22 protein-coding genes are annotated in these 20417 nt (G+C 54.1%); 3 read left to right on the top strand and 19 right to left on the bottom strand.

Annotated features, from left to right (window positions below; translation table 11 throughout):
* Positions 1-149: 149 nt before the first annotated feature.
* The 12 genes from ACMHXH_RS08660 to ACMHXH_RS08715 form a co-directional block, all read right to left on the bottom strand.
* The gene (locus ACMHXH_RS08660) at positions 150-668 is read right to left on the bottom strand and encodes a GDYXXLXY domain-containing protein (RefSeq protein ID WP_071475967.1); all 519 of its coding nucleotides are present in this window, start codon (positions 666-668) and stop codon (positions 150-152) included.
* Positions 665-2881, bottom strand: coding sequence for a DUF2157 domain-containing protein (locus ACMHXH_RS08665; RefSeq protein WP_052247892.1), 2217 nt, complete (start codon positions 2879-2881; stop codon positions 665-667). The genes ACMHXH_RS08660 and ACMHXH_RS08665 overlap by 4 nt, the downstream gene beginning before the upstream one ends.
* Positions 2882-3113: 232 nt before the next feature.
* On the bottom strand, positions 3114-4361 hold the full coding sequence (locus ACMHXH_RS08670) for an ABC transporter permease (RefSeq protein ID WP_039032758.1): 1248 nt from the start codon (positions 4359-4361) through the stop codon (positions 3114-3116).
* A complete protein-coding gene (locus ACMHXH_RS08675) occupies positions 4358-5578 on the bottom strand; it encodes an efflux RND transporter periplasmic adaptor subunit (RefSeq protein ID WP_039032757.1) in 1221 nt (406 codons plus the stop codon). Before ACMHXH_RS08675 ends, ACMHXH_RS08670 begins: the two co-directional genes overlap by 4 nt.
* Positions 5575-6738, bottom strand: coding sequence for an efflux RND transporter periplasmic adaptor subunit (locus ACMHXH_RS08680; RefSeq protein WP_413737967.1), 1164 nt, complete (start codon positions 6736-6738; stop codon positions 5575-5577). The genes ACMHXH_RS08675 and ACMHXH_RS08680 overlap by 4 nt, the downstream gene beginning before the upstream one ends.
* Complete coding sequence (locus ACMHXH_RS08685; protein ID WP_082014192.1) at positions 6725-7801, bottom strand: HlyD family secretion protein; 1077 nt, start codon at positions 7799-7801, stop codon at positions 6725-6727. The genes ACMHXH_RS08680 and ACMHXH_RS08685 overlap by 14 nt, the downstream gene beginning before the upstream one ends.
* Positions 7791-8471, bottom strand: a complete 681-nt coding sequence (locus ACMHXH_RS08690) for an ABC transporter ATP-binding protein (protein WP_025887136.1) — start codon at positions 8469-8471, stop codon at positions 7791-7793. Before ACMHXH_RS08690 ends, ACMHXH_RS08685 begins: the two co-directional genes overlap by 11 nt.
* 271 nt (positions 8472-8742) lie before the next feature.
* Positions 8743-9150 (bottom strand): hypothetical protein, encoded by a 408-nt coding sequence (locus ACMHXH_RS08695; RefSeq protein ID WP_233962463.1) that lies wholly within the window; start codon positions 9148-9150, stop codon positions 8743-8745.
* A gap of 52 nt (positions 9151-9202) precedes the next feature.
* Positions 9203-9607 (bottom strand): hypothetical protein, encoded by a 405-nt coding sequence (locus ACMHXH_RS08700; RefSeq protein ID WP_335911585.1) that lies wholly within the window; start codon positions 9605-9607, stop codon positions 9203-9205.
* 55 nt (positions 9608-9662) lie between these two features.
* Positions 9663-10118 (bottom strand): GNAT family N-acetyltransferase, encoded by a 456-nt coding sequence (locus ACMHXH_RS08705; RefSeq protein WP_071475971.1) that lies wholly within the window; start codon positions 10116-10118, stop codon positions 9663-9665.
* A 44-nt stretch (positions 10119-10162) separates the two neighbouring features.
* Positions 10163-10777, bottom strand: a complete 615-nt coding sequence (locus tag ACMHXH_RS08710; RefSeq protein WP_101095022.1) for a GNAT family N-acetyltransferase — start codon at positions 10775-10777, stop codon at positions 10163-10165.
* A gap of 316 nt (positions 10778-11093) precedes the next feature.
* On the bottom strand, positions 11094-12350 hold the full coding sequence (locus ACMHXH_RS08715; protein WP_039032752.1) for an adenylosuccinate synthetase: 1257 nt from the start codon (positions 12348-12350) through the stop codon (positions 11094-11096).
* Between the two features lie 216 nt (positions 12351-12566).
* On the opposite strand from ACMHXH_RS08715, the gene ACMHXH_RS08720 reads away from it, so the two are divergent.
* Positions 12567-13454 (top strand): LysR family transcriptional regulator, encoded by an 888-nt coding sequence (locus ACMHXH_RS08720; protein ID WP_039032751.1) that lies wholly within the window; start codon positions 12567-12569, stop codon positions 13452-13454.
* A gap of 81 nt (positions 13455-13535) precedes the next feature.
* Here ACMHXH_RS08720 and ACMHXH_RS08725 read toward each other — a convergent pair whose 3' ends face one another.
* Entirely contained in the window at positions 13536-14159 is a 624-nt protein-coding gene (locus ACMHXH_RS08725) for a 2OG-Fe(II) oxygenase (protein WP_319619973.1), read from the bottom strand.
* A 339-nt stretch (positions 14160-14498) separates the two neighbouring features.
* Between ACMHXH_RS08725 and ACMHXH_RS08730 the strand changes: the two genes are divergently transcribed.
* Positions 14499-15107 carry a chemotaxis protein gene (locus ACMHXH_RS08730; RefSeq protein ID WP_335911587.1) on the top strand — a complete coding sequence of 203 codons (609 nt, stop codon included), beginning with the start codon at positions 14499-14501 and terminating at the stop codon, positions 15105-15107.
* Positions 15108-15119: 12 nt separating this feature from the next.
* Positions 15120-15860, top strand: coding sequence for an MBL fold metallo-hydrolase (locus ACMHXH_RS08735; protein WP_039032748.1), 741 nt, complete (start codon positions 15120-15122; stop codon positions 15858-15860).
* Positions 15861-15927: 67 nt separating this feature from the next.
* Here the strand turns inward: ACMHXH_RS08735 and ACMHXH_RS08740 are convergent, their stop codons facing one another.
* The 6 genes from ACMHXH_RS08740 to ACMHXH_RS08765 form a co-directional block, all read right to left on the bottom strand.
* Positions 15928-16476, bottom strand: a complete 549-nt coding sequence (locus ACMHXH_RS08740) for an NAD(P)H nitroreductase (protein WP_165564888.1) — start codon at positions 16474-16476, stop codon at positions 15928-15930.
* Between the two features lie 91 nt (positions 16477-16567).
* Positions 16568-17179, bottom strand: coding sequence for a DoxX family protein (locus tag ACMHXH_RS08745; RefSeq protein WP_052247890.1), 612 nt, complete (start codon positions 17177-17179; stop codon positions 16568-16570).
* A 276-nt stretch (positions 17180-17455) separates the two neighbouring features.
* On the bottom strand, positions 17456-18301 hold the full coding sequence (locus ACMHXH_RS08750; protein ID WP_335911590.1) for a DUF6279 family lipoprotein: 846 nt from the start codon (positions 18299-18301) through the stop codon (positions 17456-17458).
* Between the two features lie 52 nt (positions 18302-18353).
* Positions 18354-19460, bottom strand: coding sequence for a phosphotransferase (locus ACMHXH_RS08755; protein WP_335911592.1), 1107 nt, complete (start codon positions 19458-19460; stop codon positions 18354-18356).
* Entirely contained in the window at positions 19457-20107 is a 651-nt protein-coding gene (pnuC, locus tag ACMHXH_RS08760; RefSeq protein ID WP_025011200.1) for a nicotinamide riboside transporter PnuC, read from the bottom strand. Before pnuC ends, ACMHXH_RS08755 begins: the two co-directional genes overlap by 4 nt.
* A 3-nt stretch (positions 20108-20110) precedes the next feature.
* The gene (locus ACMHXH_RS08765; protein ID WP_025011199.1) at positions 20111-20371 is read right to left on the bottom strand and encodes a hypothetical protein; all 261 of its coding nucleotides are present in this window, start codon (positions 20369-20371) and stop codon (positions 20111-20113) included.
* Positions 20372-20417 lie beyond the last annotated feature (46 nt).

Below are 20417 nucleotides of genomic sequence, written 5' to 3' on the forward strand. Positions count from 1 at the left end.
CAGGTTACAATCAAGTTGCAATATGTAAAATATTTATCAAACTTTAGTGTTAGTTAATTAGTCTTATCAATGAGTTAGCTTGGAGTAAACCGTAAAAAAACCTAAGTCACTCTAGTGGTCTAATGAACACGGCCTTACCACTCTTAGGTTCAAAGCGGTTTAAGTTGGCCGTCACGCAGGCCCACTAACATCAGCTCCCCGTCAGTGCCCAATCTAAGCTCGCCATAACGTCCCTGACTGAAATGCTCCGCCTGGCCCTCCTCAAAGAAAAAAGCCTGGCTCGCCAATTGCACATCTCCCTGACGGACTTTAAACGGCAAGCGTCTTTGCTGCTGCAACAAAGGAGCCTCTGGGTCACTCTCCAGCGCCACAAAAGCGGCGCGCTGCTGCTCATCGAGACTCACTCTGAGCCAGCCCTGCATATTGTCCTGAAACTGCCCTTTTGCGCGCAGCTCATTGGCCAATTGCCGGGCCAATTTATAGTCGAGTTGCATATAGTCCCCCTGCATCAGCGAACGGGGATCCACCGGGGCCAGCTCAAGTAAGATGGGCTCACCGTGCTGCCAGAGTTGCTCTTTCTGCCACACGGAAATGTTGATGACCAGCAAACAAAGCAGCCCCCACACGAGGCACAACCCCATGATTTTGGGCGTCAATTTGGGTTTCACCACTGCTCACCCCCATTCTGCGCCGCCAGCCACTCAGGCCTGTCGCTCAAAGGCTTCAGCGCAAACCAAAGCAGTAGCAGGCTCACGCCAAGCAGCATCAGCAGCAAGGATTTTTCCAACAAGGTTTGCTGCAACGAGTAATAGTAATAACCGCAGTAAACCGGCATCGCCAGTACCCCGAGCCAGAGCAGCAAGCGCTCGGCCAGCACAAAGCCGAAAACCGCCACCAATGCGCCGGCGATAAGCCCGGGGATCCACCAAAACCAAACCAAGGCCGACAGCAGTCCCAGTAGCAACAGCATCTGCGAACGCCCATCCAATTGATGCCGGATTGCGTTCATTCGACTGCCGAAAAGACGCCAAAGTTGCCACAGCAGCAAAGCTTCAAGTAACCATTGCGCGCCCTGCAACATAGCCGGGCTCATACCGGGATCCTTTAACTCCCAGACGCCTTCCAGCCAAACCAATTGCGGCGTTTGACAAAAGAGCAGTGCCAAGGTCATGGCCATGGCAAGGGAGCGCCAGCGAAGCGGCGCCTTGCCCCAGTCGGCCTCATGGCGCCAGAGCAGCACAAAGCCCAGTAGCAGTGCCGGCGTCACCAAGGGTAATAATAAAAGTGTCTGCAGCAGCGCAATCAAGGCCAATAATGCCAGCAGCGCGCAACTGGACCGGGTCAAATAAGGTGGCAGCAGATACCAATGAAGCGAGGCCGCCAGAGCCAGCATCAACCACCAGCGCCAGGAAGCCACTTCAAACAGCAGCTCATCAAAGGCGATGCCATAGAGCACCAAGGCGGCCACGGCAAAGCTCAAGGCAAACTGAGAGATAAACAGTCCACTTTGACCTCGGCTCAAACCAAAGGCCACTGCAGATGCCGCCAGCGCGAGGCTCAGCAGCAACCCAGGCTGAATATCGTCCAACAATAACGCCAGGCCGGTGCCGATGAAACCCAGCAAACAGATCCCGGCTAACCAGCCAAACAGGATAAGCATCGCCTTGAGATACCAGGGACTTTGCAACTCTGGAGTCTCTTGTGCCACATCCCCCGAGACAATGCCTGCCTGCTGCAGCCGTTGCCAGAAAAGGCTGTCCGCATTAGGGACGATTTGCTCATCCTCCCTAGGCTCTGTGTCGGCAGTCGCATCTTTGTGTTTTTGGGCCTGTTGCTCCGGTACCGCGGCCAGATAGTCAGCCTGCAAGCGCTTTAGCAGCAAGGCGGCGACTGAGGCACTGAGCAGCACGCAAAGCGTCATCAGGGCAAACAGCAGTACCACGGCATCACCGTCAAACACTTCAGACAGCAAGCGCAGCAACCAGAGATCAAACAGCGCTGCCGTGCTGAAAAGCCCGAGCGCCATGCCGTAGAGTTTACGCCTTGTGTGGTAGCCTCGTATCTGCGCCGCGGCAACCACCCCGTAGAGAACCACAGCAATAAACTGCTCTGCGCTCAAGGAGTCGAACAGTGTCCAACAACTCGCCAGCAACAAAAAGCCCCAACCGAGCAACCCGCTGGTTACCTCGCTGAGGGGGATGCCTTGCTTGTCTGTCAGCGCAAAACGAAGCAGGCATTGATGCAGCAGCCAATTAAGCGCAAACAGTGACCAAGGGATGGCGAGCCTGTCATCCCCCAGCAAGCTAAACAGGTCTGCAAACGGCAATGAGGTTATCTGCAATAACAAGTACAGGGTCAGGTTCAACAGCAAGATAAGCAGCAGATAACCGGCTTCCAGTTTCAAAAATACCACCCAGGGCAGAATAAGCAGTGCCCACACGGCAAACAACTGCCAGTTGTCGGCCTCTTGCTGATAGCTCTGGCCGATAAAGGCCAGCAAGACGCCGACAAACACACAGGCCACAAACAGGAGCCAGGGCAAAGCGGCTTGTGCCTTGTCGGCAAGGGGTGACTTTAACCATCGGCTCAATGCAAAGGCCAGCAACAAACAGCCCAGCAAACCGGTTTCCAATAACGCCAACTTGCCCATGCGCGGCAAAGCGGCCCAGTTGTAGGCAAAAAAGCAGATAAGCGCCGAAGCAAAACAGAGCGCAGCACACCCCAGCAGCAGAGGGTTAAAAAAGCTCAGACTCTGCTTGGCCCCTGGTGATGGCAGCAATCCCAAAGCTTTGCGCCACGCCGTCCCCGAGACAAGATGTTGCGAATGCCATAAATAGAGTCGCTGCTTGGCCTGGGCTCTGTGTTGTTGCAAAGCATCCATGAAATGACCTGCCCACTTTCCTTGAAAGAATTAGGTTCCTATATTTAATCACAAGATCAAACAGATCAGCACAGTTGTAGGCAGAGCCTGTGTGCCGACAGTTTCTATCCAGAGGAACATCGACACAATGACAATAAAGCGCCTGTCTAACCGTTGCCGCTTTTGCAGAACACGCCCTTGCGAGCGCCGGCCATGGCGCCAAAACCTCTGACAGCGAAGAAAGAAACCTCTGTCAGTCCCGTTGCAAGGCAATTATGGGATCCAGTTTGGCCGCCTTCTGCGCCGGATAGAGGCCGAAGCCGACCCCGATACTCATACAAACCCCGAGCGCCAGCAGTATCGCAAAGGGAGACCAAGCCACAGGCCAACCGGCCGCTGTTGAAATAAGCAGCGCCAGTCCCAGCCCCACAACTATGCCAAACAGACCGCCGGTAGCAGAAATAGCGATACTTTCAATCAAAAACTGCCGGGCGATATCCTTGCGCCTGGCCCCCAGCGCCCGCAGCAAACCTATCTCGGCGGTACGCTCCAAAATGGTGGCCAGCATAATGTTCATAATGCCAATCCCGCCCACCAGAAGCGAGATCCCGGCGACACAGGCCATGACGATATTGAAGATCTGTTGGGTCTTCTGATGTTGGGCCAAAAGGTCGGCCGGCACCACTATGTCATAGTCCTTCTCACCGCCATGACGGCGCTGCAACAAATGATTCAGGCTCTTGGCCGCCAGCGAAGGCTCAACCTCTTCCCTGAGCGACAGCTTGATCATGTCCAGCTCATCTTCAAGCGCCTTGAACTGCATCTTTTTCAGGGCGCTCGACAGTGGAATGAACACCTGATTGCGCTCGCCCCCAAGCTTGACGCCCTGGATTTTAGACTTACCGCGATTGGCATCGGCCAAGATACCCACCACGGTAAACCATTGATGATTAATCTTGATGTGCTTGCCAAGGGCGTTGCCCTTGGGAAACAGGCTGCGAGCCGCCTCTGGTCCCAACACGGCGACCTGGCGGTAGTAGACCTCATCCTGCTCGGTAAAAATCTGCCCTTCATTGAGCTTTAGCGACGTCAACCCAAAATAGCTGGGAGTCACCCCCATCACACTGGCATCGCTACGCCCTTCGGCGGAAAACAGACTGAAGACTTTTACTTCCTTGGCGGCGCCCCAATCCTGAATAAAAGGCAAGGTGTCTCTGGCACTGTCGATATCACGCAGGCTCAGGCCGACACTATGTTCACGAATCGATTTCAGCGCCTCGCCGTCATTGCTGCGGCTGTTGACCACCAGATTGCGAACCCCCATGGATTCAATCATCTTCAAGGCTTCACGCTCGGCACCTTCACCGACGCTGAGCATGGCTATAACGGCGCCGACACCGAATATCATCCCCAGCAGTGTCAAGGCGGTACGCAGTTTGTGGTGGCGCATCTCATCGAACGCCTGGGTAAATCCTTGCCATAGTCCTATTATCGAACTCATAGCTGACTCCTCTTGGGTGGAGTTGTCAGGGCTATTACATCACCGGGATTGAGCCCGGCGATAATTTCGGTGCGGTTAAGGGATCTGTGCCCCGGAGTCACATCCCGGCGCATAAAGCCGCCGCCCTGCTTAAGATACACCCAGTAGCGGCCGTCTTTTTGAAACAGGGCCTGATTGGGCACAGTCAATACATCATTGAGATCCAGCACCTGCACCTTGGCATTCACTTGCCTTCCCGGCTGCATAATGGCCGGCAGAGTTTGCTCCAGGCTGATGGTGAACTGGAAATAGTTCACCGGGCTATCTCTGTCTTTGGGCTTGGCCAGCGCATCGACCTGGGTCACAGTGCCGCTAAAGGGTCGCTCAGGATAGGCATCCAGAGTCACTGTGGCCTGCTTGCCGATGGCCAGCCCCACAGCTTCCGATTCAAGCACATAGACTCTTGCCTGCATCACGGAAGTATCCGGCAATATGCCTATGGGGAATCCGGACCAGATCATGTCCCCCACCACGGGAAAGGCGCCATCCCAGCCTGCCTGATAGACAAACAGCCCGTCGTGCGGCGCGATAATCTCCATCTGTGTCAGATTACCCTGATACCTGTCAATCTTGGCCTGATGGCCTTTCTGTTTCAGCTTGATAAGCGCCTGCTCGGCATCGGCCTGCGCCTGGTGCTGAGTGCCGCCCCACTGGAAATAATCCAGCTTGGCATCCAAATATTCCTTGTTGCGCATCTGATCTATGATGTTGATTTTGGTGTAAACCCGCTCATCCGCACTGAAAAAGCGCTCGGCCAACTGCCGCTCATTACCTGTGACCTTGCTTCCCAAAGTCAAACTCTGGCTCAAGGTGAGATCTTTCTCTGTCTGGATCTTGGCATCCTGCGCCAGGCGCTCAAAGTCGAAGGCTTCCATCTGCAAGCGAAACGACTCCCTTGTATCATCGAGCCTGGCCACCACATCACCGGCCTTGACCTGGGTAAAGTTGTTCTGGATCCAGGCCAGGGACTGAGGCCCACGTAACCCCGTGGGCACCACAACGGGAGTGGACTGCGCCGCTTCCAGCTCACCGCTGGCGGGGATATTAACCTGAAACTCGCCACGGCTGACTGTCATGGTGAGCACACCATCATTACTGCTCGGTTGGCAGCCACTCAAGGCCAAGGCTATCAAGGCCTGCATTATCAAGGCAAAGGTGATTAGCAAATGATTCTTCATGGCAGCAATACCTCATCGCCCACTTGCAAGCCGGTGAGTATTTCAACCTGATCGCCCCCCATGGCACCGACCCGCACCCACTGTTTGCGAGCCCCCAAGAGCCCGTCCAGCAGCACATAAGGATGACCGGCCTCGTAATGCACCGCATCCTGAGCCACCAGAGTACGCTGACTGTCATCGGCAATTTCTATGCTGATCTTGGCGGTCATTCCCGGGCGCATCAACTCGGTATCCGGCTCGTCTATACTGGCAACCGCATCGAACACCACCAGAGGAACCTCCTGGCTTTTGTTACGAAAAACTGCACCCAACTCTTTGATTTTTCCTGTAAAGACTTTATCAGGATTGGCATCCAGACGGATCTTGAGTTGCTGGCCCAGTTTGACTCTGCGGGCTTCTACCTCAGGGATCGCCATATTGACCTGCATGCTGTCGAGTTCAGGAATGGACAACATCACATCACCGGCAAACACAGATTGGCCCTCTTTGAGCTTGTTGCCCTGAGGATCGTTGCCATAGACCACCATACCGGCACGGGGCGCCACCAAGGTCATCGAGGCGATACCCTTTTTCAGCGCCGCCACTTCGGCGGCGAACTTCTGCCTGTCTCCGTCGAGCATGGCTTCCCGTTGCCTGGCGCTCTGGGCCTCCAGTACCAGTTGCTGCTGCACCAGAGCCACCTTGTCACGGGCGATCACCGCGTCACGCTGGTACTTTTCTTTATCCAGCGCCGCAACAGTGTCATCAGAGAGGGCAAACTTACGCTCGGCCTTGTCCAAACCCATTTTGGCCTCAGCCAGTTGCAACTTGAGCTCCTCCATCTTCTTGGCATTACGCAGCTTGGAGGTCTGCAAGTCCTGCACCGTAGCCTCAAGCTCGGCCGATTTGACCGACAGCCTTTGAGTCAGTTCCGAGGTATCCAACTGAGCCACCATCTCGCCACTTTCCACCTCGCTGCCTTCCGGCGCCAGCTGCTTGACCTGGTATTGCCAGATCCGCCGCATTACAGGCGGCATTAAAGACACGGTATCGGCCGCCACCAGCTCGCCGGTGACTTCTATTTTTTGACTCAAAGGCCCCTGCACTACCTGAGTGCTCACCCCATCACTGCACGCGCTCAGCGCAAGCAGTGCCAGCCAGGCCAAACTAAAGCGCTTCATGTTTGCCTCCGGTTTCCACCAGTACACTCATGCCGGGGATCATGGCGATATCATCAGGCGCCTTGAAACGGATCCCCACTTCAAACCAGTTACTGCGGCCCCAGGCCGGTAGATTGATGGCCTGGCGACCGATACTGGCAACTTGTCCGGGAAAGGCGCGCTCAATTTCCGCATCCAGACGCATGATCACGGCTTGCCCGGGTTTCAGGCGATCCACATCCACCTCATTGACCCAGGCGATCACTTCCAGATCTTCCATAGCAGGCACAGTGGCGATTTGTCGCCCCACTTGCACCGTATCTCCCACCTCGAATTTTTTATTGCTCCAAGGCTCCCGTCCAAGCAGCAAAGGGCCGGCGATTTCGGCTTTCAGCTCCAGGCTGTCCAAGTCCTTGAAGGCCTGGGCCAACTCGAGCGCCGCCTTTTCCTTGTCAATCTTCAGCTGTGCCAGGGTCGCCTTCTCGGTATCCAGAGCTTCGGCCAGTGCCTGCTTGGCCTTGGTCACCTCGGCATTTAGCTGCAGCAGCTTGAACTGATTGTCGGCGTACTCCTTGGCAGCGATAAAATCTGCCGGCACGGCCGCCACCAGTTGCGCCTTTTCCTGCTCCAGTAACTGCTTTTTCAGCTCGAACCTGGCTTGCAATACCTTGGATTTGAGCTCTATGGTCTGGCTTTGCTCCTGCGCCGACACCCTGAGCATGCTGGCTTCCAACTGTTCTATCTGGTTGGCCACCTGACTCTTGTCAAACACCACCACCACTTGCCCGGGAGAGACCAAAGAGCCCTCGGGTAACATCCACTGAATTTGATAGCGCCAGGCATCACCGGCCTTGGGGACGCTGAAGGTCTGCGACTTGGCGGAACTGACTTTACCTGTCAGTAGCAGCTGCGCGGCAGGCGGCGACTTGGCATCCGCTCCCTTGTCCGTTAAAGGCTCCAATGGAGAAGCTATCGAAGAAGACGAGCCGGCCGCCGCCGGTATCGCGATTTCTGAAACAGCCAAGCTTGAAAAAGTCAGGCCAGAGACCGCCAGGCTCAAAAGTAAAAGAGAATCAGGCCGCATTAGCCCTCCTGTCACTTTGCAGGCAACCATCACGCATACGGATAACCCGCTGGGCGTAAGCGGCCACTTCCTCTTCGTGGGTCACCAGAATAATGGTTTGCCCTGCGGCATGCAGCTCGGTAAACAGCGCCATGATCTCAAGCGAAGTCTTGCTGTCCAGCGCCCCGGTGGGCTCATCGGCCAGTAAAATGGCCGGGCGATTGACCAGGGAGCGAGCTATCGCCACCCGCTGACGCTGACCGCCGGAGAGTTGGTTGGGCCTGTGATCCAGTCGCTCTCCCAGTCCGACACGCCTCAGCAATTCTATGGCGTGGGTTTCATCGCCCTGCCCTTCTGGGCTGTATCGCAGCGGCAGCATCACATTTTGCAGCGCCGTGAGTCGCGGCAAGAGGTGAAAACTCTGGAATACGAAACCTATCTGGCGGTTACGCACCGCAGACAAGGCATCGTCATCCAGTTGTCCCACCTCTTCGCCATTGAGCAGGTAACTGCCACTGCTGGGTTTATCCAGGCAGCCGATGATATTCATCAGCGTCGACTTGCCTGAACCTGAAGGCCCCATAATGGCCACAAATTCATTGGCTTGAATGTCGAAACTGACTTCATCGAGCGCTCGCACACAGGCGTCGCCCATCTGATAGGTTTTGCAAAGTTGTTGAAGCTTTATCATTGCTCTTGTGGGTATTGCGACAGGCGCTCAACCACTCCTTGTTATTGTCTGCAGCTTTGAACCTTGGATAAAGGTGCAAGTTCCCTATTTAATGCCAAATTCCAGCGCCGGGCCGCAAGCTAATTGTAAGCTGACATTTCAGCGCCCGAGAACCAATGCTGTGATGCCCTCAAACAGCTTGAGGCCGATGCAATGCTTCTTGGTGTAATTCGGGCCGGGCTCATGAATTCTTGCCTAGGAATCGGGCTTAGGGCCTGACTTACGGCTTGACTTACGGCATAGCCCCTATCCAGGCAAACAGGGCCGCGAGGCCGTAAAGCAGCGGCGGCAACAGGCTCTGGCCACTTTTTTGCCCGCCAAGCAGTCTGGCATAGAGATGCCAGACCATCAACAGCAGTAGGTTGAGAACAATAAAGAGTATTAAACCAAATACATAAGTTTCCGGCATCAACTCAAATGCGCAGGCTATCAAGGCCAGACTGGCAGTAAGCAGGAAAGGTGTGAAACTGAGATCCGCAAAGCATCCTTGCTGTTCACGCCCGCTGGCGCGGCTATGGTTTTCCAGTGACCACAGGCCGCCTTGCCGGCGTTCGCGGGCATAGGAGCGGATCCTGGGCCAGGACTCAATCGCGAGCGCGAGCAAGATGATAAAAGCGGCCAGTAACAGACTCAAAAGCATATTGCCTCCCTTCCTTGGACAAAGAGACAGGCGGCGGCCGCATTTTATTGCATCACATGTTAGCCATTATCCAGTAGTCGAGGCGCTTTTGCGGCTCGGCCAAGATGGTTTTACAGCTGTCTTTGTATTGGCTCATCAAACCGCCCAAACTCTTGCTGTTGCCCATGGTTTCCAGCATTTCGGCACGGGCTGCTGCCACGCCTTTCTCGGCATCTTGCGCCGAACTGTACTGGGCGGCTAAAGCTTCGGCATCCTTGGCAGATTGCTTGAGTCTATCTCCAACGGCAGCCATCTGAGGTGCATTCATTGCCCCTATGGCTTCAGAACTTATCTGATAATAGGCGGCGCATTGTTGCAACTCGGCGCTAAAGGCCTCCTCGGCGGGGCCGGCGAGCACATTGGCACTGGAAAACAAGCCGATAACAGCGACGACAGACAAAGCAGTTTTTGGGGACATCTTGGTGATCCTCTTGATATCGATGAAGGCAAGCTACTTTAGTGCCTGATGAATTTCAAGGTTTTAGAGTCAGACTGTAATGGAAAAATTCATTGTCCCGGACAAAACCAATGGACTCATAGAGCGCCTGCGCCCTGACGTTATTACGCAGGGTTTCGAGGATCAACTCATCAATGCCCTGCGCTTTGGCATAATTCAGCGCGGCATCGAGCAGCGCACGACCTATGCCGACACACCTGGCATGTTGAGTAACATAAATATCATTGAGAATCAGCAGCTGCGCCGCCCGCAGCGAAGAAAAGCCGGGATAGAGCTGCACAAACCCCAAAGCCTGGTTTTGCTCATCCGGCAGATAAAATATCACGGATTCATCCCGCTTAAGCCTTTGGCTGATAAAGCTTAACGCCAGTTCGGGCTCGCTGGGATAACCATAAAACTGACGATACTCATCAAACAGCGGTGAGATAATCTCGGCATCCTGTGACTGTGCCCGAATAACTTGCTTTAGCATGAATGGTTTCCCTTCGATTCAATATTGTCCTAAGTGGCGCTTACTCACTGTGCGAGTTCGACACGGTACTGATCACTGTAAAATGCCAGCCTGTCCTTGAGGCCTTGCTTCACCTCTGGCCATTCGCTGTCAATGATGGAATAAACCACTGTATCCCTGACGCTGCCGTCCTTGAGCAGTCTGTGATTGCGTAAGATGCCATCTTGCTTGGCCCCCAGGCGGGTGATGGCCTCCCGCGAAGCCTGGTTGTGAAAATGGGTTCTGAACTCCACCGCCATCACATCCAGGGTCTCGAAGGCGTACTCCAGCAACAACAGTTTGGTTTCGGTATTGATGGCGCTGCGCTGCACGCTCTTGGCATACCAGGTATACCCAATCTCCAGCCGTCGGTTGGCTTGATCCCAGTTGCAAATGCGGGTACATCCAACGATTGCACCGCTGTCTCGGCTACGTACTGCAAAGGCCAAGGCTTCACCGCGCTGCTCACTGTCCAAAGCCTGCTGGATATAGTCCTTCATCTCATCCGGATGCGGCACGTTGGTGTACCACAAGCGCCACAACTCACCATCGGCAACCGCCAACGACAGCGCCGGCAGATGATCCTGACTCAAAGGTTCGAGGATCACATGTTCTCCGGTCAAGCATGCTTCCAGTCCCATGATTTGCCTCCCTAATAATGCAAGATAATGATTTAACGCTTGTTTAAATACCAGACTAACATGAATAAATCATTAAACCAGATTAAATGTTAACAAATGGTTTCTTTCAAAACGACTGTAAAAATCAAAGCCAATGATAACAGCAGGTCAGTTCAAAGGGCACGGCAATAAATTGAAATGCGGAGGGGAAATAGCTAACAGCAAAGAAAGCACAATGACCCAAATAAAGCTCGGTCAATTAACAAATACTATGATGCCCAAGCCTCCCTAAACTATGTCACACACGGAGAGACTTGGGCATAAACAGGCAACCTTGTTAACGCAGGATCATCTGCGCCCGCTCTGGGCCAACAGAGATCATTTTCACCGGAACACCCATCAGCTCTTCAACCCGCTGCACGTACTTTTGTGCCGCCAGTGGCAGGCTCTCAAAGGTGCGGCAAGCCGTGATGTCTTCGCTCCAGCCTTCCATCTGCTCATAAACAGGCGCCAAAGCAGAGGTTTGTGGCCAAATCGGGTTTTCGCTGTGATCGCCCTGATAATCGATGCAGATTTTCAGATCCTGCATCCCACTCAAACAATCCAGCTTGGTCAGCGCCACTTCGGTCGCCGCCTGCAGCTCGACACCGTTGCGGGTGGCCACAGCATCGAAATAGCCCATATCACGGGGACGCCCGGTTACCGCGCCGTACTCATTGGCGGCTTCGCGGAAGTTGTCCTGCTCTTCCATGGCGGTGATCAAGGTGCCGGTTCCAACGGAGGAGCTGAAGGACTTGGCTACCGCAATCACCCGCTCGGGGCGCAGTGCCGGTAAACCACTGCCAAGACCGGCATAAGCAGCGGTCACGTTGGAAGAAGTGGTCCAAGGGTATTCACCGTAAACCAGATCACGACCCGCGCCCAACTGGGCTTCAAACAGCAGGTTTTGATCTTTTGCCTGCAGCGCTTTCAGCGGCTCACTCACGTTGCAGATGGCATCACGCCAAGGGGCAGACACTTCCAGCAACCAGGCGGTCATCTCTTCTGCGGTTTGCGAAAATTCAAAAGAGGGATACAGCGCCTTAAGCTGCGGCAGTTTCCAGTCCAGCATAAACTGGATACGTTCACGCAGTACTTCAGGCTGCTTCAACCAACCCACCAGAATGCCTTTTTTCATTACCCGGTCACCGTAAGCCGGGGCAATGCCCTGGCGGGTAGAACCATAAGCGCCGTCACCGAGACGCTCTTCTTCCAGAGTATCTTCAATGGCGTGGATTGGCAGGCACAGAGTCGCCCGGTCGGAAATGCACAGATTGACATTGACGCCGGCGGCTTTCACCTCGGCAATCTCTTCGGAAAGTGGCGCCGGGCTTATCACCATGCCGGGACCCAATACCGCCAAACAACTTGGATTGAATACGCCGCTAGGCAGTTGATGCAGTTTGAATGTACCAAAGTCATTCACAACTGTGTGGCCGGCATTGTTGCCGCCCTGAAAACGTATACTCGCCGCCGCGCTATCTGCCAGATAGTCCACGATACGGCCTTTACCTTCATCACCCCAGTTTGCACCAACTACAACAATAGACGACATTTCCAGTTCTCCTAAACAAAAACCTGTCTATCCTATGACCACGGCATGAATAAGAAAAATTAATAATCATTATAAGCTTGATAAGAAATCCATATCAGGATATTTTGCATCGGAATCGAAGATAGTGGGCAATTGCCATGACCAAGCCGCCAACCATAAAGCGCCTGCCCCTCAAACGTCAAAAGTACCGTTTAAAAAACCCTTAAAGAGGCTGCTATGCTCGAACTCCATTGGCTTAAGACCTTTGTCACCCTGGCCCGCCTGGAACACTTCGGCAAGGCAGCCAATGAGCTGCATATGACTCAACCCAATGTCAGCTTGCATATCAAGCAGTTGGAGCAAACCACCCGGGTAAAGCTGATTGAGCGTAATCCATTTCGGCTGACCCAAGCCGGTGAGCGCTTGTTAAGGAGTGCACACAACACCCTGATGGAGCTGCAAAGCTGCCAGGCCGATCTCAACGCCATCAATGATCTGTGCCAGGGCACCATGACCATAGCCGCCAGCGATATCATTTCCAGATGGCTGCTGATAGGCCCTTTTCAGTCGTTCAAAACCGAATTCCCCGGCATCGACCTGACGTTGCTGAACACCACATCCTCCCAGGCAGCAGACCTGGTAAAAAGTGCCAAGGCCGATCTCGGCTTTGTTATGGCGCAAAAAGAGAGTCAGCCGCTGCATTTTACCGAGCTGAAACAAGTAAAATGGTACGCCTTGGGCAATGATCTCAAGACCTGGCAGAAGGGTAAAGTCCCAAGCCCGCAGGAAGCACCTACCTTGATACTGCTGGGACATGATACCCGCACCCGGGATCTGATTGACCCGGCGCTTCCCGAGCTCAAACTACCGGAATATCGCATCATGGAAGTGGGCAGCGTGGATGCCCAAATAGACTGGGCCGAAGCCGGTTTCGGTATTGCCATAGTGCCGGACTTTGCCCTGCATCCCAAACTCAACCTACAGTCCTGCATGACGCCACTGCCCAGTTTCCCCTCGGCCAGCCTGGGATATATAGTGCGCCAGAACCAAGTGCTATCCAAAGCCATCAAAAAACTGCTCCATTGGGTAGATGAAGAGATTCTGCGCTCACCGAGTGTTAGCTGAAGCTACTGCATAAGCCTGATGCCCCTGGATTTAGCTTGTGCTCAAAAATACCGCCCAGAGGCAACATGCCAGTAGTGTTATTTATGGTAGTTCATAGCTACCGGCTACCCGAAACCAACCGGCTATGCTGGCGCGATCTTTATGGGTTGGCAGTACTTCATGGGGGAAACGCTCGCTCAGGAAGATCACCAGAGTGCCCATTCTCGGCGGGATCTGCTCAAGCAAAGCGTCGTCCTCTTCATAGAGCATCAGCTCACCGCCATCACCCTGTTGCCAATCGGGGTTCAAAAAAAATACCGTGGTCAAGATCCGGTTGCGACTGCCCCGCAGCGCATCTAAGTGTTTACGGTAAAAAGTACCAGGGCGATAAAAGGCGTAATGGCTTTCATAATCGAATAGCCCCATAAACAGGCGCTGGTTAAGCCCATGACGCAAGTAGGCCATATACTCCAAATAGTCGGCATCCGGTTGCTGTGCTTCATGCAACCAGCGGATCCTGTCTGAACGTATCTCCTGTTCGCGAACACGCTCATTGCCACGGCCGATTTCAGCCCAGCGAAAACTCTCTACCGGCGAGTGGTTAACCTTATCCAGCAACGCGCGGCTCAATGTCTCCGGCAGCACATCCTCAAGCACTATGTATCCCCTGTCTGTAAGTGCATCGGCAATCCTGTCCAATAGTTCATCATTTAACAGCGAAACCAAATGGGTATCCTCTCTGAAATGCTGCGGCTGTTGTTGCCTGCGTACTGACAAAGCCACAACCTAAAAAGCCCCCACTAGAATAAAGCAGGGGCTGGTTCTGATAGTTGCGGATACTAGAGCATTCGATTTAGGCTGACAATCAAAATAAAACTTTTAATTCATATGGTTACAACACTAAGTATCTATTCTCAAAGCGGTTCTTCAAGCTAAACAAGGTGCAAATTCAAGCGCTTGAGTTATGGCTTGAATCCATTGACGGGAAAAATCGGCTCGTGCCGGTTGGGAAGTGAATTATCTTCTATACTCTCAAACAGGATTATGACTGTAAAACAGTGAATTATGGGATCAGAACGTCAACCAACGCGTCAGTTCTATGTTCGTGCCGCCATCATAGCCGCCGAACTGGAAAAGACTCAGGGCCACTGCAAAGAGATCAATATCATCGCCAGCAATGCCCAGGCGGCATCGATTCGTGCCGGCAGCATGGCACTGGGCTTCAAGGCGCTGACCCACTCCATCGACGAACTGGCGCATTTCACCACCCACTCAGCCGCGAAAATCAATTATCTGGCGCAGACCATCAGCCGCCTGACCAGCGAGCAGACCAGAGTCCGCCAGGCGATGCTGCAATTTGCCCGCGCCAGGGAGAAAGCCCGCAAAGCCCGTTATGGCGACAGCATCATGCCGGCGCTGGAGAAGAACAGCCAACACTTTACGGCCCTTGAGCAGCAGTGCAAACGCCTGAGCCTGGACATTGAATTGCAATTGGAAGAACTCTGCCAGCAGCTGAAAACCGCTAAAGTACTGGCCTCGCTGTGCCGCATCGAAGCCTGCCGGATAAAACCCGCCGATCAGGCCACTTTCAACCATGTTGCCAACCGGGTCGATGCTGCTGCCGGCGCGATCCGCACTCAGGTAGATAAGGCGATTCAATTACTTGAACAATAAGGGAGTACAGGGATGAAGAGCCAACTCTTGTTGGAAACCCATAGCCACAAATGGATCTATTTTGGCCGGGATCCGGACAAACCCGACGGCATCATAGACACCAATCAATATATGTTGGTCACTGCCGAGCAGGCTTTGCTGATGGACCCGGGTGGTATAGAGCTATTTGCCCCCATGCTGGCCAATGTGGTTTGTCACATCCCCATAGAGCAACTCACCCATCTATTCGCCTCCCATCAGGATCCCGATATCATCTCCTCCCTGGGGCTGTGGGATCAGACGCTGGAGCAGGCCCAGCTGCACGCACCCTGGATTTGGGAAGGTTTCATCCGCCATTTCGGGATGGAGCATATCCAATACCAGGCCATTAAAGATCAAGGTGGCAAGCTGACGCTCGATGGCGTAGAGGTGCAGTTTATTCCGGCGCATTATCTGCACGCTTCCGGCAATTTTCATGTCTACGACCCTGTCGGCAAGATACTTATGTCAGGCGATATAGGTGCGGCACTGGAAGACACGGATGCCGGGCTGTTTGTCGATGACTTTGGCCGTCATACCGAGAAGATGCGCTTTTTTCATCAAAGATGGATGCCCTCCAACCGCGCCAAACAGGACTGGATAGCCAGAGTGAGAGAACTGGAGCTGGACTATTTATGTCCGCAGCACGGACGGATATTCAGGGGCGAGCAGATACCGGAGTTTCTCGACTGGTTTGAACGCCTGGAAGTGGGGGTTGCGGTCACAGGCAACTGAATGTAATAGCTTGATGCCATGAGCTTAGCTCATGGCAAATTCTCCGCCATTAAGTGTCCTGCAGCAATCAGAGATAGCGGGCAAAGGCGCTGCCCTCTTTGGTGGCTTTGAGCGGCGCTTCAACCACAGGGGTGCCCAGATAGAGAAAGCCCACTATCTGATCGCTGCCATCAAGCCCCAGCGCCGTATTGACAGTAGAGTCAAAGGCAAAGGCACCTGTGCGCCATATTCCGCCAAGTCCCTGGGCAAATGCGGCCTGCTGCATCGCCATTACGGCGCAGCCGGCTGCCAATTGCTGCTCCAGCTCAGGCACCTTGGGATGATCTTTGGTCTTGGCAACCACGGTTATCACCATAGGCGCCCTGAGCGGCATACCGGCAGCCTTGTTGATAAATCCCTCGTCGGCACCATCTGCTGTTGCAGCCGCCACAAAAATATCCGCCAGGCGATTGAGTCCTTCGCCGGTAGCAATAATAAATTCCCAGGGCGTCAGGCCACCGTGATCCGGTACTCTGGCCGCGGCATCCAGGATAATTTTCAGTTGCGCCTCATTCGGCGCCGGAGCCTGCAGTCGTGGACATGATTGTCGGGTAAGAAGAAGAGTAAGTGCGTCCAATGCGCGATCCTCAGCTGAGATATCAATGACTTCACAGGATACCAAATCCGCCCCGGATCGCCAGAGTTAAAAAACCGGGACTCAGCAACAATCAGCCGACGTTAGCGGTTTTGGGCAGCCATTTACGGCCAATAAAATAGTCCACACTGGTGTAACGGCCGCCGCCCATAAACAGCAATACCAACAGCATAATGAAATAGGTGGCCGCAAACTCAATGCCGTTGTTGAGGATCACCAGGTTACCCGAACTGGTAAGCCAGTCGTAATTGCCGTGTTGCTGCAGTATCCCCTTGGCCCGCTCAAGCTTCTCCACCGAAGCCATCACCCTGTCGTTTGCGAGCCAGGATGAGGGGTCGGCAATCGCCAGCCAGCCGTTGGACCAGTGCACACTGAAGGCCGCCACCAACATGGTAATACTCATGGGGATAGCCACCAGCCGAGTGGCCAACCCGAGCAGAAGCAGCAAGCCACCAAAAAATTCGGTCCCGGCGGCCAGCGCCACCATCACTTCAGGCATGGGCAAGCCCAGCCCCCAGTCCGGATTACCGAACCAGGCCGCAGTGTCACTGAAGTGGCTGAGTTTGTTGTAACCGGCCTGCACCAGCACCGGCGCCAGATAGAGCCGCAGCGCCAAAGGTGCCAGGCCATCGAAGTGGCGCAGGGATTTGAAAAATGCCGCATAGGTTTGAATGATGGCTTGCATGAAAACCTCCTTATTCGGGGAGTATTCCTGTCATGTTGCAGTTGACCCGACAATAAACGATTTTATTTCAGTCTTTACTTTAGGAAGCTGCAAACAAGTCCCATGCCTGCTCTGCGTCCGCTTACGGGCCTGGATGCAAGGCGTGGTTCGCGGGCAAATGGTCCAATGCCCGTTCTACAGACCAAAGACCCGCTTTACGACCACATAAGCTCAGGGTTATGTCTGCCTCATAAGCTCAGGGCTATGTCTGCCTCATAAGCTCAGGGCTGTGCCAACTCAAGGCGATGCCTGACTCAGTTCATCCAGATCGTCAATCAAGTTGCCCAGCTTACGCTTGAAGTGTTTTTGCTGGCGCTCACTCAGGCTCTGGTGCAATTGCAATAACAGCATGCCGAAGTTTTCAGTGTTCTGCGCCAATTTCTGCTTGTGCACATCTGACTTGAGCTCATCGGGCGTTGTTATCAGCAGCCGCAAGCGCTGCGCCAACAAGTCAGAATCACTGCGTTGCAGCAAGGCTTGTTTGAACTGCCGGAGCCACTCGTGACGATACTCGAGCCACATATCCAGGGTCGCCAGTCGGCGGCTGTTGTGCTCATGGATCAGGGCCTTTTGCTGCTCACTCAAACGCCCCAGCCAATCGGCAAACAGCTCCTCCAGCCGTTCATCCGCATCTTCAATCAGTTGTTCCTGGTTCTTGTCCTTGTATTCATCCACCAGCTCCTGCTCATCGGCCTCCAGTTTGGCAATCACCTGGGCGACCTGTTGGTCACTCAAAGAAGCGATAAGGGGCAAAAGATCGTCAAACACCTGGGCAAACAGCCGAAACCAGTGATCTCTTGCCGTATCCACATGACGACGCCAACTCTGTGGCGTTAAAGTGCCATCGGCAAGCTCGGTTTGCAGCGTTTTTAACTGGGCACTGTATCTGGGTAACTCCTGGCTGCGATGCCAGGCGAGAAAAGGGTCGAGAATAGCGTCAAACGCCTGCTCCTGTTGCCGGTCGAGAGTGACATAATCTTCCAGCTGCCACTCTATGGCCCAATCGAGGAAATAATAGCTGACCTTGGTGGAGCAGGCACTGAGCGCAATAAGCAGCGCCAGGGCAATAACAATGCGTTTCATCCATTAAATACTTTAAGTTGGCTAAGGCCAGGCGACCGCTTCCCTGCCTGACTCATTGATGCTTTACAAGATGCCAGAAGTCATCAAACCAGTCGAGATAAGACTGCTGCTGATTGTCCCAGGCCATCTGCAAGGCCCAGCAGCAGGCAAACAGCCAGTAGACATCGACGGCTGCAGCCACGGCCAGGTGGGCATCGTCGGTTAAATGTGGATGCTGCTCAAGATAGTGATAAATGAGCCACTGCTGCCCCTCGGCGCTCAGTTGATGGGATGACAGCACCCCGGCCAACTCAAACAGCGGGTGGGAAGCGCAGGCATATTCAAAATCGACGCACTTGAGTCCATTCTCGGCCAGCAGCAAATTATGAGGATTGAGATCCCTGTGACAATACTGCAGCCTCAGCAGGCAGGCCTCCAGCCGAGTGTTGCACTGCTCGAATAACCCTTGGGCCGAATGAAGTTGCATGAGCCGCTGTTGCCAGCTTGAAGGCTGCCCCCGGCTCAGTGCCATGTCATCGAGCCGCTCCAGATAGATGCGCCACTGCTCGGCAACACTGATTTCGAGCTTGGGGGCCGGCAATGCCCTCAGCCCCAGCAGCAACTCCAGCAGTAAGGCCTGAGGTGATTTGCCTTGCCTGGCTCCCAATACAGCGCCTGAGCCAACTTCATGTTTAGGCTCATGTTTAGACTCATGTTTAGAATCATGCTTAGAATCATGTTTGCGCTCAGGCAGGCCAGAGAAGCTGTTGCGATTAACAAAGGCATTATGAGCCGCGCTTGCGATCTCGGCCGCGCCTTTGGATGCGAGTAACTGCTGCCAGTTGGCTTGCGGCGCTTGTTCGATAAAGCGGCTCAGATATAACCCCTTGTCAGCGCTGACCCAAATCAGCCCTGGTGCCAAATTCGCCTTCTCGGCAACCCGCCAACATGCCAGTTCGTTGTTTCTGTCGCAGATACGGTCTGAGCCCGGGGAATTGACTCTCAGCACCAATAACTCGCTGCTGGCTTGCAAGAGCCAGTTTTGGTTGCTTAGCCCAAGGGTGAGCGGCTTGGCCCCCTCAAGCGGCCACAACTGTAGCCGCTTGAGGGCGGCGTTGAGCTCGCAGCTCAAACCTTCACCCAGACTGGCCTCAAGTTCTGTCAGCGGTTTGCCTTTCATGCCGCGCCGCTTTCAAGCTGTGAGGAGTCGCGACCGCGGGATTCCTGGGCTCTGGCGCGCCAGATAAAGTATCCGGCTACCGCCATCCCCACGTAGAGCACAAACAAGAGTGAGGTCAACATCAAGCCCTTGCTTAAATAGAGATAGATGGACACCAGATCGATAACCACCCAATAGAGCCAGTTTTCCAGCACTTTGCGCGCCACCAGAAAAGTCGTCATCACAGCAAAACAGCTGGTTGCCGCATCCAGGTAGGGGAAGGCTGCCTGAGTGAAAGTCGCCATCATATGACCGACAAACAGAGACACCAACCCAGTCAACAGAATCAGTACCAGGTGCCGCTGCCAGGGCCAGGAGGTCACGGCCACTCCTTGATGGTTTTCCCCACCCCGGCGCCAGAGCCAGTATCCGTACAGCGCCATCGCCATGTAATAGACGTTGAGCACTGACTCCATCAGCAGCGCGACTTTCCAGAACAGCACAGTGTAGATGGCGGTGCTGGCAAAGGCTGCCGCCCAACACCAGATATTGGCTTTCATGGCCAGCAGCAGATAGGCCAAGGCCAATACCACGGCTACCGCTTCCCAGGCGCCCATGCCCTGGGCCTGAGAGCCGGCCTCGGCGAGCCAGTGCCAGAATTCACTCATGGGTTATTCCCTGTGGCCCAAGTTCAGCTCACCACCGATAAATTTACAGACAAACACCGCCTTGCCAAATTTCTCGTGCGCTGCCTGCATCTCGGTGGCCAGCATGGCCATCACCTCGGCATAATCACCGCACACCTGAGTCGCCATGGCATTGGTGGTTCTCTCTATGTTGGCATAACTGTCCAGGCGCTTGATAAACCATTGAATAGGTTCCAGATACTCATCGTGGAGCGGATACATGCTGATTTCGGCAGTTAACTTCATTTTACATCTCCTGTAATGAACCGGGGCGCTGCAACACGCCCCGGCC

Origin of the sequence: Shewanella sp. BJSY2023SW001, assembly GCF_047314685.1 — a bacterium.
In the GTDB taxonomy this organism is placed as follows: Bacteria; Pseudomonadota; Gammaproteobacteria; order Enterobacterales; family Shewanellaceae; genus Shewanella; species Shewanella indica.